General features: G+C 39.4%; 19 protein-coding genes. 14 read left to right on the top strand and 5 right to left on the bottom strand.

From position 1 onward, the window contains the following. Positions 1 to 10 precede the first annotated feature (10 nt). Positions 11 to 625 (top strand): YfgM family protein, encoded by a 615-nt coding sequence (locus INQ00_RS09595; RefSeq protein WP_178411184.1) that lies wholly within the window; start codon positions 11 to 13, stop codon positions 623 to 625. Positions 626 to 675: 50 nt separating this feature from the next. Further along, a complete protein-coding gene (locus INQ00_RS09590; protein ID WP_197546911.1) occupies positions 676 to 1,119 on the top strand; it encodes a methyltransferase family protein in 444 nt (147 codons plus the stop codon). 51 nt (positions 1,120 to 1,170) lie between these two features. Here INQ00_RS09590 and sodA read toward each other — a convergent pair whose 3' ends face one another. Further along, positions 1,171 to 1,818, bottom strand: a complete 648-nt coding sequence (sodA, locus tag INQ00_RS09585; protein WP_049364993.1) for a superoxide dismutase [Mn] — start codon at positions 1,816 to 1,818, stop codon at positions 1,171 to 1,173. 283 nt (positions 1,819 to 2,101) lie between these two features. Here sodA and ccmA point away from each other — a divergent pair, with 283 nt between their 5' ends. The 12 genes from ccmA (at position 2,102) to INQ00_RS09525 (ending at position 10,230) form a co-directional block, all read left to right on the top strand. After that, positions 2,102 to 2,743 (top strand): cytochrome c biogenesis heme-transporting ATPase CcmA, encoded by a 642-nt coding sequence (gene ccmA / locus INQ00_RS09580; protein WP_049364994.1) that lies wholly within the window; start codon positions 2,102 to 2,104, stop codon positions 2,741 to 2,743. A gap of 6 nt (positions 2,744 to 2,749) precedes the next feature. Beyond that, entirely contained in the window at positions 2,750 to 3,415 is a 666-nt protein-coding gene (ccmB, locus tag INQ00_RS09575; protein WP_049364995.1) for a heme exporter protein CcmB, read from the top strand. Positions 3,416 to 3,483: 68 nt separating this feature from the next. Beyond that, entirely contained in the window at positions 3,484 to 4,224 is a 741-nt protein-coding gene (locus tag INQ00_RS09570) for a heme ABC transporter permease (protein WP_049379996.1), read from the top strand. Positions 4,225 to 4,253: 29 nt separating this feature from the next. Further along, entirely contained in the window at positions 4,254 to 4,457 is a 204-nt protein-coding gene (gene ccmD, locus INQ00_RS09565) for a heme exporter protein CcmD (protein ID WP_005699972.1), read from the top strand. After that, the gene (gene ccmE / locus INQ00_RS09560; RefSeq protein ID WP_049374622.1) at positions 4,454 to 4,984 is read left to right on the top strand and encodes a cytochrome c maturation protein CcmE; all 531 of its coding nucleotides are present in this window, start codon (positions 4,454 to 4,456) and stop codon (positions 4,982 to 4,984) included. Before ccmD ends, ccmE begins: the two co-directional genes overlap by 4 nt. Further along, the gene (locus INQ00_RS09555) at positions 4,984 to 6,933 is read left to right on the top strand and encodes a heme lyase CcmF/NrfE family subunit (protein ID WP_197546910.1); all 1,950 of its coding nucleotides are present in this window, start codon (positions 4,984 to 4,986) and stop codon (positions 6,931 to 6,933) included. The genes ccmE and INQ00_RS09555 overlap by 1 nt, the downstream gene beginning before the upstream one ends. A gap of 52 nt (positions 6,934 to 6,985) precedes the next feature. Beyond that, entirely contained in the window at positions 6,986 to 7,531 is a 546-nt protein-coding gene (locus INQ00_RS09550; RefSeq protein ID WP_197546909.1) for a DsbE family thiol:disulfide interchange protein, read from the top strand. Then, positions 7,531 to 7,995, top strand: coding sequence for a cytochrome c-type biogenesis protein (locus tag INQ00_RS09545; protein WP_197546908.1), 465 nt, complete (start codon positions 7,531 to 7,533; stop codon positions 7,993 to 7,995). The genes INQ00_RS09550 and INQ00_RS09545 overlap by 1 nt, the downstream gene beginning before the upstream one ends. Continuing rightward, complete coding sequence (ccmI, locus tag INQ00_RS09540) at positions 7,995 to 8,912, top strand: c-type cytochrome biogenesis protein CcmI (RefSeq protein WP_197546907.1); 918 nt, start codon at positions 7,995 to 7,997, stop codon at positions 8,910 to 8,912. The genes INQ00_RS09545 and ccmI overlap by 1 nt, the downstream gene beginning before the upstream one ends. After that, positions 8,912 to 9,310: an SMU1112c/YaeR family gloxylase I-like metalloprotein gene (gloA2, locus tag INQ00_RS09535; protein WP_197546906.1), complete on the top strand. Its 399-nt coding sequence runs from the start codon at positions 8,912 to 8,914 to the stop codon at positions 9,308 to 9,310. The genes ccmI and gloA2 overlap by 1 nt, the downstream gene beginning before the upstream one ends. Positions 9,311 to 9,329: 19 nt before the next feature. Next, the gene (locus tag INQ00_RS09530; protein ID WP_197546905.1) at positions 9,330 to 9,923 is read left to right on the top strand and encodes a DUF8095 domain-containing protein; all 594 of its coding nucleotides are present in this window, start codon (positions 9,330 to 9,332) and stop codon (positions 9,921 to 9,923) included. A gap of 4 nt (positions 9,924 to 9,927) precedes the next feature. Then, entirely contained in the window at positions 9,928 to 10,230 is a 303-nt protein-coding gene (locus INQ00_RS09525; protein WP_197546904.1) for a hypothetical protein, read from the top strand. 55 nt (positions 10,231 to 10,285) lie between these two features. Here the strand turns inward: INQ00_RS09525 and hda are convergent, their stop codons facing one another. From hda to INQ00_RS09505, 4 genes are all read right to left on the bottom strand, one after another. Further along, positions 10,286 to 10,981, bottom strand: coding sequence for a DnaA regulatory inactivator Hda (gene hda, locus INQ00_RS09520; protein ID WP_197546903.1), 696 nt, complete (start codon positions 10,979 to 10,981; stop codon positions 10,286 to 10,288). Positions 10,982 to 11,052: 71 nt separating this feature from the next. Continuing rightward, a complete protein-coding gene (locus INQ00_RS09515; protein WP_197546902.1) occupies positions 11,053 to 12,300 on the bottom strand; it encodes a nucleobase:cation symporter-2 family protein in 1,248 nt (415 codons plus the stop codon). A gap of 120 nt (positions 12,301 to 12,420) precedes the next feature. After that, on the bottom strand, positions 12,421 to 13,047 hold the full coding sequence (gene upp, locus INQ00_RS09510) for a uracil phosphoribosyltransferase (RefSeq protein WP_014063981.1): 627 nt from the start codon (positions 13,045 to 13,047) through the stop codon (positions 12,421 to 12,423). Positions 13,048 to 13,356: 309 nt separating this feature from the next. Then, positions 13,357 to 15,600, bottom strand: a complete 2,244-nt coding sequence (locus INQ00_RS09505) for a nitric-oxide reductase large subunit (RefSeq protein ID WP_197546901.1) — start codon at positions 15,598 to 15,600, stop codon at positions 13,357 to 13,359. Between the last annotated feature and the right edge of the window lie 15 nt (positions 15,601 to 15,615).

Genomic DNA, 15,615 nt, shown 5'->3' with positions numbered 1-15,615 from the left:
GGATAGGAAAATGGCATATACCATTGAAGAAGAACAAGAACTGAACCAGTTAAAAGAATGGTGGAAAGACAATGGCAAAACCATTATTGCCGCTTTTATTCTTGGTGTAGGCGGGATGTTGGGCTGGCGTTATTGGCAGTCTTATCAAGCCAATCAAATTATGCAAGCGTCTGCTGAATATGATGCCTTAGTTTATACCACAAACAAAGATGCCGCCGCACAACAAGCTAAAGTAGCTGAATTTGTGAAAGCGCATGATAAAACTAGCTATGCGGTATTTAGCTTATTAGATGAAGCAAAAGGTTTTGTTGCAAAACAAGATTACGCCTCTGCAGAAAATAGCTTAAAACAAGCGATTGCTCAATCACAAGATGATATCTTAACTTCTCTTGCAGCGCTTCGTTTGTCTGCAGTGCAATTCCAACAAGGTCAATTTGATGCAGCACTAGCAAGTCTAAATCAAGTGAAAAGCCAAGGCTTTAGTGCACGTAAAGATCTTTTAGCGGGCGATATTCAAGTCGCAAAAGGCGATGTGAATGGTGCTAAAGCAAGCTTTGAGAATGCACAAAAAAGCGGTAACCCGTTAGAAAAACAAATGGCGCAGATGAAATTAAATAATCTGTAATATTTTAATTAGCCCGAATTGCTCGGGCTTTTTATTGGATTTTTGATCTTATGATTCAGAAACCTATTGTGCCGCCACCCGTCATTTTTATTGGGTGTGCACTTATCATGGCATATTTGCCTAATCCTTATCCATTTAAAATCAATGTATTAGCAGTTTATTTGATTATATCGGTTTCTTCTGCCATCGCTTTTTTTAGCCTTTGGCAATTCTATAAAAGTAAAGCAAATATCAATCCAATTCACTTAGAAAAAAGTGATGTGTTTGTGGCAAATGGTATTTATCGTTTTAGCCGTAATCCCATGTATTTAAGCTTAGCGGGTTTGTTAGTGGCATGGGCGGTTTATTTGCAAAGTGCGGTCAGTTTTATCGGTGTTTTTCTTTTTGTTTATCTCATCACACAATGGCAAATTAAACCTGAAGAATATTGGCTAGAGAAGAAGTTTGGTGAGTCTTATTTAGCTTACAAGAAAAAAGTCAGACGCTGGATTTAAGCAATAAAAAAATCGCCTAATAAAGGCGATTTTTTACATTTTGAGAAACGATTATTTAGCTGAACATCCGCAGTTTGCTAATTTTTTAGCTAAACGCTCTGCCACGAAATCCCAGTTCACTACGTTCCAGAATTCTTTGATATAGTCTGGACGACGGTTTTGGAATTTCAAGTAGTAAGCGTGTTCCCAAACATCTAAACCTAATAGTGGGAAACCTTCACAACCTGCGATTTCTTTACCCATTAATGGAGAATCTTGGTTTGCGGTAGAAACAACAGATAATTTACCTTGGTTAATCACTAACCATGCCCAACCTGAACCAAAACGAGTCGCTGCTGCTTTTTCAAATTCAGCTTTGAAGTTTTCTACAGAACCGAAATCACGTTCGATAGCTGCTTTTAAATCACCTTGTAAAGTGGTGCCTTTTTTCAATGATTTCCAGAATAAGCTGTGGTTTGCGTGACCGCCTGCGTTGTTACGTAACGCGGTACGTTTTTCAGCTGGGATTTTATCTAATTGGCTGATTAATTGACCTGCACACATTTCAGAAAATTCAGCAGGTAAAGTTTCTAACACTGCATTTGCATTATTTACATATGCTTGGTGGTGTTTAGAGTGGTGAATTTCCATTGTTTGTGCATCAAAATGTGGTTCTAACGCATCATAAGCGTAGCCTAATTCAGGTAGAGTATAAGACATAATATGTTCCTTTTTTAAATGAAGTTAAGGTAATGTTTTTGATAAAACGACATCAAAAAGTAACTAAATAGTAGCAGAAAATTTGATTTAGATCAGTAAATCTTTTAATTATTTGATTATCTGATGAAAAAGCTAGGAAAATTTAGTTTGTTTTAAATCAATAAATACACCGATCTACGCCTAAATAGTTATGCCTTTTAGTCCTTAAAATCTCGTCAAAATTTCCCCTTGTGGTAGAATACCCGCTGATTTTTCACAAGATTTTATTTTTAAGGCTGAGACTATGTTTCCTGCTCATCAACTTCAATTAGAACAATTGGCGTGCCAACGTGGTGATCGCGTGTTGTTCACTGATCTTTCACTGCAATTTCAAAGTGGTGATTTCGTGCAAATTGAAGGACACAATGGTATCGGTAAAACAAGTTTATTGCGGATTTTAGCAGGCCTTGCACAACCAGTAGAAGGTAAAGTGCGGTGGAATTCAGAAGAGATTACAAAACAACGCGAAGAATACCATCATCAGCTACTTTATCTCGGCCATCATTCAGGCGTGAAGCCTGAATTAACGGCATGGGAAAATTTAAAATTTTATCAGCAGATTAGTCAAAGCCAGCAAGGCACTGATATTTTATGGGATGTGCTTGAAACTGTGGGCTTACTTGGCCGTGAAGATTTGCCAGCAGCCCAACTTTCAGCGGGTCAGCAAAAGCGCATAGCCTTGGCGAGATTATGGATCTCTGAAGCACCACTTTGGATTTTGGATGAACCTTTTACAGCAATAGACAAAAAAGGGGTTGAAGTTTTGACCGCACTTTTTGAAAATCATGCTAAAAAAGGCGGAATGGTGATTTTAACGAGCCATCAAGAAGTACCAAGTAGCCTATTGAAGAAAATCAATCTTGCTGATTATAAATATAACCCTTAGATTTTTATGATATTTTTACAGATTATAAAGCGAGAGCTGAAGATTGCGACCCGTAAGCAAGCGGAAATTTTAAATCCGCTTTGGTTCTTTTTGATCGTCATCACGCTATTTCCATTAGTCATCGGGCCGGATCCTAAATTACTTTCTCGCATCGCACCTGGAGTTGCTTGGGTGGCTGCATTGCTTTCTGCGTTGCTGTCTTTTGAGCGCTTATTCCGAGATGACTTTATTGATGGTTCTTTAGAACAATTGATGCTTACGGCTCAACCTTTAGCATTAACGGCACTTGCAAAAGTCGTTGCACACTGGTTGTTAACGGGGTTGCCGTTGATTCTACTTTCTCCTATTGCCGCTTTATTGCTCTCATTAGAAGTGAATATTTGGTGGGCATTGGTGCTTACACTCTTAGTGGGTACACCGATTTTAAGCTGCATTGGCGCAATTGGCGTGGCATTGACGGTAGGATTGCGTAAAGGTGGCGTATTGCTGAGTTTACTTGTGGTACCATTATTTATTCCGGTTTTAATTTTTGCCTCAGCAATTTTAGATGCCGCCGCGTTAAATCTCCCTTATGGTGGACAGCTTGCTATTTTAGGTGCAATTTTAGCTGGCGCGATAACCTTATCGCCTTTTGCGATTGCCGCGGCACTACGAATTAGTTTAGATAATTAATCACTATTGCGGTGAAAGTGCGGTCAGATTTTTAACTGTTTTTTATTTTTTGGAATTAAGGATCTTTTATGTGGAAGTGGTTACATCCTTACGCAAAACATGAAACCCAATATCATTTATGTGGTAAATTAAGCCCATTTTTTGGTGCGATTGCGGTTTTATTATTGGCTGTTGGTATTGTGTGGGGCTTAGCTTATGCTCCGGCTGATTATCAACAAGGCAATAGTTTCCGAATTATGTATGTGCATGTGCCAGCGGCGATTTGGTCAATGGGCGTGTATGGTTCGATGGCGATTGCAGCGATTATTGCGTTAGTTTGGCAAATTAAAGCCGCTCATCTTTCAATGATCGCCATGGCACCGATCGGTGCAATGTTTACCTTTATTGCCTTGGTAACAGGTGCAATTTGGGGCAAACCAATGTGGGGAACCTGGTGGGTGTGGGATGCGCGTTTAACCGCAGAACTCATTCTTTTCTTCTTATATATCGGTGTATTAGCCCTTTATTCTGCATTTTCTGATCGTGCGGTGGGCGCCAAATCAGCGGGTATCTTGTGTATTGTTGGCGTAGTGAATTTACCAATTATTCACTTTTCCGTAGAGTGGTGGAATACTTTACACCAAGGGGCAAGTATCACGAAGTTTGAAAAACCTTCAATTGCAACGCCGATGTTAATTCCACTGATTTTATGTATTTTGGGATTTTTATTTTTATCCATTTGGTTTACGCTTGTGCGTTACCGCGTTGAATTGCTAAAAGAAGACAGTAAACGTCCATGGGTAAAAGAGTTAGCAAGTAAGCTGAAATAGTTTTTTATTTTTATTTTAGGGAGCGGAAAATGTTTTTCCAAAGTTGGAGTGATTTTATCAATATGGGAGGCTACGGTTTTTATGTGTGGCTTTCCTATGGCATTAGCCTTGTGGCAATGATCATTTTGGCGATACAAAGCGTCAAGGGTCGTAAAGCAGTATTAAAAGAAGTGTTACGCGAGCAACAACGTGAAGCTCGTTTAAACCAAGCAAATAAAGGGAATACGCTATGAATCCAAGACGTAAATCAAGACTCTCGATCATCATCTTTGTGATTTTAGGTATTTCGATTGCGACAGGTTTGGTGCTTTATGCGCTTCGCCAAAATATTGATTTATTTTATACCCCTTCGGAAGTTGTAGAAGGGAAAGACGGAAATCCTGATCAAAAACCTGAAGTTGGGCAACGTATTCGTGTTGGTGGTATGGTGGTTGAAGGCTCTGTTAGTCGAGATCCGAAAAGTCTCAAAGTTCGCTTTGATGTGAATGATATTGGTCCATCAATTACAGTTGAATACGAAGGTATTCTGCCGGATCTTTTCCGTGAGGGACAGGGTATTGTTGCGCAAGGCGTGTTAAAAGAACCAACCTTATTAGAAGCAACAGAAGTGCTTGCTAAACATGATGAAAATTATGTGCCGCCAGAATTAGGTGAGAAAATGCAGAAAATGCATAAACCAATGGGGGCAGAACTAAAAGGCGAGAGTGAAGCCGATCGTCGTTATAAAGAAACCCAGCAAAAATCGCAAGAAGGTCGCTAATGATTGCTGAATTAGGAAATTATGCGCTTGCTTTAAGCCTTGCCGTTTCATTCTTTTTAGCCATTCTCCCATTATGGGGGGCTGAAAAAGGTCATCTTCAACTTATGTCATTGGCTCGTCCAATGACTTATGGTTTATTTTTCAGTTTAACCATTGCGTTTGCAGCATTGTTCTATCTGTTTGCTGTTAATGATTTCAGTGTGCAATATGTGGTGAATAACTCTAACAGCAGCTTGCCGATTTATTATCGTTTATCTGCAGTTTGGGGTTCACATGAGGGTTCATTATTACTTTGGATTTGGTTATTAACACTTTGGGGTGCAGCTGTAGCCTTATTTAGCAAACACTTGCCACAGGAAGCCGTGGCTCGCGTGTTAGGTATTATGGGGATTATTAGCATCGGCTTCTTACTCTTCGTATTATTTACCTCAAATCCATTTACCCGTACATTCCCTGACTTCCCAGTAGATGGCAGAGAACTCAACCCAATGTTGCAAGATGTGGGCTTAATTTTCCATCCTCCATTGCTTTATATGGGATATGTTGGTTTTTCTGTGGCTTTTGCCTTTGCGATCGCCTCATTAATGACAGGAAAATTAGACTCCGCTTGGGCAAGATGGTCTCGCCCTTGGACGATCGCTGCTTGGGTATTTTTAACACTCGGGATCGTGCTCGGTTCTTGGTGGGCATATTATGAGCTCGGCTGGGGCGGCTGGTGGTTCTGGGATCCTGTAGAAAACTCTTCTTTAATGCCTTGGCTTGCGGGAACCGCATTAATCCACTCCTTAGCGGTGACTGAAAAACGTGGCTCTTTTAAAGCTTGGACTGTACTTTTAGCAATCCTTGCTTTCTCACTTTGCTTACTGGGTACGTTCTTAGTTCGTTCCGGTATCTTAGTGTCAGTACACGCCTTTGCTTCAGATCCTACACGTGGTTTATATATTCTTGCTTATTTGGTTGTGGTAATTGGTGGTTCTTTAACCTTGTACGCTTACAAAGGCAACCAAATTCGTTCGCGTGATAATGCGGAACGTTATTCTCGTGAAACCTTATTATTACTAAATAACATCCTATTAATGACCGCACTTTGTGTGGTATTCTTAGGAACGTTATTACCGCTAGTTCATAAACAATTAGGCTTAGGATCTATTTCGATCGGTGCCCCCTTCTTTGATCAAATGTTCCTGATTATTATGACCCCATTTGCCTTATTACTGGGTATTGGACCGTTAGTAAAATGGCGTCGTGACCAGTTCTCTGAAATTCGCACACCGGTTGTTGTGAGTGTGATTGTGATGGCGATTACAGGTTTTGCTTTACCGTATTTCCTACAAAATAAACTCACTGTCAGTGCTGTGCTTGGCACTATGATGTCAGTCATTATTGTGTTACTCAGTCTTTATGAAATGAAGCAACGTGCAACACACCGCGAGTCTTTCTTTAAAGGTATCACTAAACTTTCTCGTTCTCATTGGGGGATGATTTTGGCTCACCTTGGTGTAGCCATGACCGTTTGGGGAATTGCCTTTAGCCAAAACTTCAGTGTAGAACGTGATGTGCGAATGGCCGTGGGTGATACGGTACAGATTGCTAACTATGACTTCAAATTTGCAGGCGTGAGTGACGCAAATGGTCCTAACTATATGGGCGGTAAAGCACAAATTGATATTTCAAAAGCGGGTAAACCAGAAGCAACATTATTCGCTGAAAAACGTTTTTATACCGTCAGTAAAATGCCTATGACTGAAGCAGCAATTAATTGGGGCTTTACTCGCGATCTTTATGTCGCCTTGGGCGAAAAAATAGATGATAACTCATGGGCGCTACGCCTTTACTATAAACCATTTATCCGTTGGATTTGGATTGGAGGATTGTTTATGGCATTAGGTGGCTTGCTCTGTATGTTTGACCGTCGTTATCGTTTTAGTCGATTAGTTAAACAGTCTTAATTGTAATAAGGGGCCTATTGCCCCTAGAAATAGATGTAAAATTGATAGTGTTATGAATAAAAAACTACTTATCCCACTTATTGTTTTTCTTGCCGTGGCGGCAGCTTTTTTAGTTCAGTTAGGACGCAATGCGCAAGGTGATGATCCAAAAGCGTTAGAATCTGCTCTTGTGGGGAAACCTGTGCCACAGAGAACATTAACGGATTTATTGGAAAATAAAACCTACGGTAATGAAATTTTCCAACAAGGTAAACCGATTCTCTTGAATGTGTGGGCGACTTGGTGTCCAACTTGTTATGCAGAGCATCAATATTTGAATCAATTGGCTAAACAAGGCGTAACAATCATTGGTATCGACTATAAAGATGAATCACCAAAAGCTGTAAAATGGCTAAAAGATTTAGGTAATCCTTATAGTCTTGTGCTTAAAGATGAAAAAGGTTCTTTTGCATTAGATTTGGGGGTTTACGGCGCCCCGGAAACATTTATCGTTGATGGTAAAGGCGTGATTCATTATCGCTTAGCGGGGGATGTGAATGAACGTGTTTGGAATGAGACATTGAAGCCTATTTATGACAAATTAGCGGAGAAACCATAATGAGAAAATCATGGATTTTTTTGACCGCACTTTTTATGAGCGTCTCTGCGACTGCCGCAATTGATGCGCTAAATTTTGCTTCGCCAGAGCAAGAAAAGGACTATCATCAATTAACGCAAGAACTGCGTTGTCCACAATGTCAAAATAACAATATTGCCGATTCGAATGCAACCATTGCAGTAGATATGCGTGGTAAAGTGTTTGAGCTGTTACAAGAAGGTAAAAATCGAAATGAAGTGGTGGATTATATGATCCAACGCTATGGCAATTTCGTGACTTATGATCCACCAATGACGATGTCAACAATCGTTCTATGGATTGCCCCAATTTTGTTAGTGTTGATTGGCATTCTATTTGTATTTAAACGTAAATCTAAAAGCCCAAGTGCGGTCAATTCTGACGCGATTTTAGATGATGAAGAGAATGCACGTTTATCGGCTTTACTCAAAGAAAAGGATAAATAATGAATTTTGCATTAAGTATTATTGCGCTCACTTTAGTGGTGGCACTGATTTGTTTTTATCCCTTGCTACGTTCTGTTAAAGCCAAAGAAGATAAAAAACGTGATGAATTAAATAAGGCGTTATATTTTTCTCGTTTGCAAGAGATTGAGCAAGATAATCAACAGGGTTTAGTTGAAAATGTTGAACAACTCAAGCAAGAGCTACAAAAAACATTGTTGGAAGATATTCCTCAACAAGAAACACAAACTATCGATAAAAATGCCAAAAATTACGGTAAGTTGTGGTTTGTTTCTGGTTTGCTCGGTTTAGCCATTATTGCTGGTGCGGCTTATTTCCCTCTGGGATCTTGGAAAGCCGAAGATATGATGGAAAAGACATTGGCAAAATTACCTTATTTCTTTGAACGGATCAAAGAAGAAGACACAAACCCAATGACAGATGCAGAAATGCAGCAATTTTCGACCGCACTTCGTTTGGATTTACAAAAAACACCAAAGGATGCTAAAAAATGGTGGTTGTTAGGTCAGGTAGGGATGAATTTAGGTAATGGAAAATTAGCCTTTGATAGCTATCAACAAGCGAATAAGCTTGAGCCAGATAATTTAACGTATAAGCTTTCCTATGCGCGTATGCTAATGTCTTCTGAAGATCAAACAGATAAACTCAAAGGTAACCAGCTTTTACGTGATGTTATTCGTCAAGATCATTCGAATCCTGAAGCCTTAAGTTTACTTGCTTTCAGTTATTTTGAAGGGGAAGATTATAAAATGGCGGCAGTAACCTGGGCGATGATGCTACGCTTATTGGAGCCAGATGATCCTCGTGTACCAATGCTTGAGAAAAGTATTCGTGCGGCACGTGATGCACTCGCTTTACAGGAAGAAGAAAAAGCGAAGAGTGTCACACCGGAGAAATAATGAAACCCCAATTATTAGGTTTTCACCATATTGCGATCATTGCTTCGAACTATGCACGTTCGAAGCATTTTTATATGGAGATTTTAGGCGCTAAACAGCTAAATGAAACTTATCGGGCAGAAAGGGATAGCTATAAATTAGATTTAAGTTTTCCCGATGGGAGTCAAATAGAGTTGTTTTCTTTTCCAAATCCACCTTCAAGAGTAACCACTCCTGAGGCTTGCGGTTTGCGACATTTAGCATTTAATGTCGAAAATATTGATGAATATGTCGCTTATCTTTTGGAAAATAGCATTGATTGTGAACCAATTAGGGTTGATGAATTAACAGGAATGAAGTACACTTTCTTCAGAGACCCAGATTATTTACCTATTGAATTATACGAAAATAATTATTAACGTAGAAAATCAAATTATTATGAGTCATATTAAGAAAAAAATTGGGATTTACTCTTTTTGTGTTTTAGCATCATCAGTTGTTTTAGCCGAAGGTAGTAGTGTTGTATATGCAACAAAAGCGAAGACACCTGAAAATAATGTTTCAGTTAATGTTTCTGAAAGTAATATTTCTGAAACAGTGAAATATATTGATGGAAAAGGCCAAAGAAGTTTAGATCCTAAGTCTGAAAAAGACATAGAAGAGCTTGCGAATAGTATTGAGTTTGAGGTGTACAAATTTAACGAAGTTGCCGCTTCAAAAACAACGTTTCTTTCACCTGCGGGGATCTGTAGTGGGTTTAAAAGTGATGATGGCGTAGATGTAACAAATTCTAGCAATTATTACATTAAACCTAATGATGCTAGCGAGTATTATGGTAGTGTTTTAGGTGCCACAATTTATAAAAAAGGTGAAACGAAACATTCACAGTATATCCCTGTTTATGCAATCAAAAACGCCAATGTAGCAAAATATATTGAGCAAAATGAAGATCCTAACGTTAGAAAAAAAGCGAATGAGCGGATTAAAGAAGGCAGAGAAACACTTAATAAAGTAGTTTGTGATAAAAGGTAACGTTATGAAAAAATTAATTTCTATTGCAGCATTATCTGTTTTAACAGCTTGTACAGCACCTCAGGAAGCTTCAAGTATTGGTAATGGTGCAGCGATGTATGATATGAATTCCGTACAAGATTACAATGCTCGAGTAACAAGTGGTAATACTGTCACTGCTCGAGAAAAAGCGAAAGTTGCACAAAGAGATAGCGTTCCAAATGAAATGAATGCGAGTGATCATCGTTCTAAACATAGAGGTTATTCTCGCGTTCCTGTAGCAATAATGCCGAGTGTCGGTGTTGGTTATTGCCATCACTGCTGGTAATTAAATGACTAAAAAATTAACCGCACTTGAAAAAGAGCGGTTATTTTTTATCTGTTTATAAGCCTAAAATATATTTCACAAAAGGAATGGTCAGATTTCGTTTAGCTTGCAATGAGGCTTTATCGAGTCGAACTAACGCCTCTTTTAATGTCGCCATATCACGATCTAAACGAGTAAATATAAAATTGGCAGTATCATCAGAAAGCATAATGCCTCGCTGATGGGCATTTTGTTTCAATACAGCGAGTTTTTGTTCATCGCTGAGTGGAATCAATTGATAACTTTCTCCCCATTTTAAACGAGAGGCTAAATCCGGTAATTTAACGGGTAGAGCAGTTGGAGATTGTTCGGCACTGACAACCAATAAAGTTTTGCCATTGGCTTTGATACGATTAAAGAGATCAAATAAGGCTATTTCCCATTCTGAATTTCCAATAACCGCTTGCAAATCATCTAAACAAACCAAATCTTGCTGTTCTAAATGTTCAAAAACAGCTGTGGAGAAATATTGTGATTTGCTCAATGGAACATAAATCGCACTTCGTTGTTGCTGAATATATTCATTACAGAGTGCGCGTAGAAGATGAGTTTTTCCGACGCTTTGGTTTCCCCAAAGGTAGAAGAATTGTTGCTGTAAATCAGTCATATTTTGACGTAAAGAATTGAGCAATAATGCATTATTATCACTATAAAAATTCTCAAGCGTTTCATCATCAATTTGATGAATAGGTAAAGAAAGTTGCTGATTCACGGATTAACGAGTTGATTTAAAATAAAAAAGAAAGGGCTAAATTTTCATTTAACCCTTTTGTTTGGGAAGTTTTATTCTACTTCATTTTTTGCTTTTGGCAAAATCAAGTTCAGTACAATCGCGACGATAGCGCAAAGGCTGATACCTTTTAGGGAAACAGTATCACCGACGTTGACAAACATATTACCGATCCCGAAAGTCATCACCACAGAAATGATGCAAAGGTTGCGAGGTTCAGTTACATCCACTTTACCTTTAATTAAGGTACTCATCCCGACAACGGCAATCGAACCGAATACTAACATCATAATGCCACCCATTACGATGGTTGGGATAGTAGAAAGGAATGCACCTACTTTACCACAGAAGGAAATTGCAATTGCCCATACTGCAGCCCAAGTCATAATATTTGGATTAAAGTTGCGAGTTAGCATTACAGCACCCGTTACTTCAGCATAAGTAGTATTTGGTGGACCACCTACTAATGAAGCCGCAGCTGTTGCGACACCATCGCCCAATAAGGTGCGGTGTAAGCCTGGTTTTTTAAGGAAATCTTTACCTGTTACAGAACTGATTGCCATAATACCGCCAACGTGTTCAACGGCTGGTGCGATAGCAATTGGTAGCATATAAAGAATGGCTTCTAAATTAAATTCTGGTTTGGTTAACTGAGGTAATTCAAACCATTTTGCGTCTAAAACAGGTTGGAAGTTAATTAAACCTAGGAATAAACAAACCACATAGCCTGCAACGATACCAAACATAATTGGAATCAGTTTCATCATACCTTTAGCAAATACCGCAACAGAAAGGGTAGTGACCAAGGTAATCATAGAAACTAATACCGAATGCTCATAGCTATATGCACTGTTTTTACCTAATGCCATATCCACAGCAACGGGTGCAAGTCCCATACCGATAATGATAATTACGGGACCCACAACAACAGGCGGGAATATACGCTCAAGTGCAGCACTACCGCGTAATTTTACTAAGGTTGATAGTGCGAAATAGACGAAGCCTGCACAAGCAAGTCCACCCATTGTGGTTGGGATACCCCAAGTTTGTACACCATATTGAATAGGCGCAATAAAGGCAAAAGAGGAAGCCAAGAAAATAGGGACTTGTTTACCAGTACAAAGTTGGAAAAGCAGTGTACCGATACCCGCGGTAAGAAGAGCAGTATTAGAATTTAATCCGGTGATTAAAGGAACTAATACTAAGGCGCCAAAGGCAACAAATAACATCTGTAAACCGACAAACGCTTGTTTGCCCATGCTTTGCACCTCAACAGGTGCGGTTGTAGTTTGATTACTCATTTAGTTTCAACTCTCGGTTTGAATTAACTGAAAGTGCGGTCGGTTTTAATGCTTTTTTAGCTTTTGTGTTTTCACGCACGGAAAAAAGACGGCTATAAATGCCGTCTTATTAAAAGGGAATTATTTCGTCCCAAAAATCTTATCGCCCGCATCACCCAAGCCAGGGATGATGTAGCCTTGTTCATTTAAGTGATCATCAATAGATGCGCAATAAAGTTCGATATCTGGATGCGCTTTTTCTAATGCTTTGATTCCTTCTGGCGCCGCTACTAATACTAATACTTTGATATGTTGGCAACCTTTTGCTTTTAATAAATCAATGGTGGAGATCATTGAACCACCCGTTGCAAGCATTGGATCCACAACGATAGCTAAACGTTCTTCTAAATCACTCGCGAGTTTTTGGAAATAAGGGACGGGTTCAAGGGTTTCTTCATTACGATAAATCCCGACTACACTGATGCGAGCACTAGGAACATGTTCTAATACACCATCCATCATGCCAAGGCCTGCACGTAAAATTGGTACAACAGTAACTTTTTTACCTTTGATACGGTCGATTTCAACAGGACCGTTCCAACCTTCGATAATCACTTTTTCTGTTTCGAGATCGGCTGTCGCTTCATAGGTGAGTAAGCTGCCCACTTCTGTTGCAAGTTCACGGAATTTTTTAGTATCAATATCAGCTTCGCGCATCACGCCTAATTTATGTTTAACAAGCGGATGTTTTACTTCAACGAGTTTCATCTTTTTTCTCCCTTTAAAAAACAAATCAGAGAATTTTATATCAGAAATATTCAATTGCCTAGTATTTTTATTATGACAGTTGGGTATAAAAACAATTAAAAAATTAACCGCACTTTGATGAAATACATTCTCAACACTGGTCATAAAGCCAATGGCTCTCTTATTCACTCTCTTATAAATATTCACATTATTTTCCCCGCTAAAGGAAATCATTTAATGAAAATAAAAGTGCGGTCAAAAAGATAATGGATTTTTTATAAATAAAAAGCGGCTAATTACTTAGCCGCTTTTGCATGATAATAAACCTAGTTAAGCTGTTTTTTTCGGTTTGAAGAAAATCATCATAAAGATTTGCCAGAAGAAGGCTAGTGCACCGAAGATGAATACCACATCACCACCTAAACGAACCCAACGTAAGGTATCGAATAATGGTTGTTGCATAAATTCTTCACTACGTGCATACCATAAGCCTTCAGAGATACTTGCATAACCTTGAATAATACCGATTGGTAATAAGCTTGATACGATCATTAATACTAAACCGCCATTTAATAACCAGAAGCCCCATTTCATTAACTTATCGTTAAATGGTGTATCTGGACGTAAATAACGAGCAATTAAGAACACGAAACCTAACGCTAAGAAACCATACACACCGAATAATGCGGCGTGAGCGTGAACGGCAGTTGTGTTCAAGCCTTGGATATAGTAAAGCGAAATTGGTGGGTTGATTAAGAAACCAAATACGCCAGCACCTAACATATTCCAGAATGCAACGGCGACGAAGCAGTAAAGAGGCCATTTTAAACGGTCCATCCAAGGTGTTTTTTGTTGCATTGCCCAGTGTTCCCAAGCTTCATGACCTAATAACACTAATGGAACCACTTCAAGTGCAGAGAATGACGCACCTACTGCGATAATTGGTGTAGTTGCACCTGCGAAGTATAGGTGGTGGAACGTACCAGGGATACCACCGATTAAGAATAATGCCGCTTCAGTAATAGTTGCTACAGTCGCAGTACGACGAGAAACTAAACCTAAGCTTACGAAGATGAATGAGAGTGCCGCTACAGAGAATACTTCGAAGAAGCCTTCTACCCATAGGTGAACGACCCACCAACGCCAGTATTCCATCACAGAAATGTGAGTGTGCTCGCCGTAGAATAATGCAGGGCCATAGAATAAGCCGATTGCAATGACAGAAGCGAAGAATAACGCTAATAAGTTTTTGTCTCCCGGTTGTTTAAATGCGTTCACTGTACCGCGAAGCATTAAGACTAACCAGAATAAGATACCAGCGAATTTCACCGCTTGCCAGAAACGACCTAAGTCAATGAATTCATAGCCTTGGTGGCCGAACATGAAGCTCCATTCTTCTGGAAGAATATGTGCAATTGCTAAATAACTTCCGGTGAATGAACCGACGACTAATACCACTAATGCCCAGAATAAAACATCCACGCCCAATTTTTGGAATTTCGGATCTTTACCACCATTGATGATCGGTGCCAGGAATAAACCGCCAGCTAAGAATGCCATTGCAATCCAGAATAATGCCGCTTGAATATGCCATGTACGCACTAATGAATAAGGTAAGTATTGAGAGATATCAATACCATAGAATTCTTGACCTTCAACAGTATAGTGAGCAACAATCGCCCCTAAATTCACTTGCAGTAAGAATAATGCAAGCACCGTAAAGAGATATTTACCTAATGCGCGTTGAGAAGGGGTTAACTGTAGTTTTGTGAGGGGATCAACTTCCGGAATCGGTGGATCTTGTTCATCTTCACGTTTTTTGAATGACCAAATCCATACCACGAAACCAATACCAGCAATGAGGAATACCACACTCGCAATAGACCAAACCACGTTTTCTGGTGTTGGTACATTGTTGATTAACGGCTCATGTGGCCAGTTGTTGGTATAACTTGCATTTGTATTTGGACGTTCTGCAGAGGCAGTCCATGCTGTCCAGAAGAAGAATTTAGTTAAGTCTTTACGTGCTTGTAAGTCAGGAAGGGTATTATCCTTCATCGCAAAGTGTTCACGAGTCACTTTGGTTGCAGGATCATCACCATATAAAGAAATATAGTATTGTGCTGTTTTTTCCATTGCCGCTAAACGGGTGTTTGAAAGCACAACAGTACCGTTTTCAACTTTGCTACCACGATATTCTTTGGTTAAACGCGCTTTTAATAACGTTTGCTGTTCATCATTTAAATCAGCAAAGTTTTTACCAAATTCTTGGTTCGCTGTAATATCCAACCAGTTAGTTAATTCACGGTGAAGCCAATCTGCTGTCCAGTCTGGTGCTTGGTATGCCCCATGACCCCAAACAGATCCCACTTGCATACCACCAGTGGTTTGCCAAGCGGTTTGACCATGTAAAATTTCATCGTGAGTAATCACTTTTTCACCTGATTCTGAAACATATTGTTGCGGAATTGGTGGTGCTTCACGATAAACTTCGAACCCATAGTAACCGAGAATGGAGAATGCTCCAATTAATACGGCGACTAATAGGTACCAGAACTTTTTATACTGTCCCATTTTATCACTCCTAGA

Origin of the sequence: Haemophilus parainfluenzae (genome assembly GCF_014931275.1) — a bacterium.
Classification (GTDB): Bacteria; Pseudomonadota; Gammaproteobacteria; order Enterobacterales; family Pasteurellaceae; genus Haemophilus_D.
The sequence above is the reverse complement of the archived record's forward strand: the minus strand, read 5'-3'. Positions and strand labels throughout refer to the sequence as shown.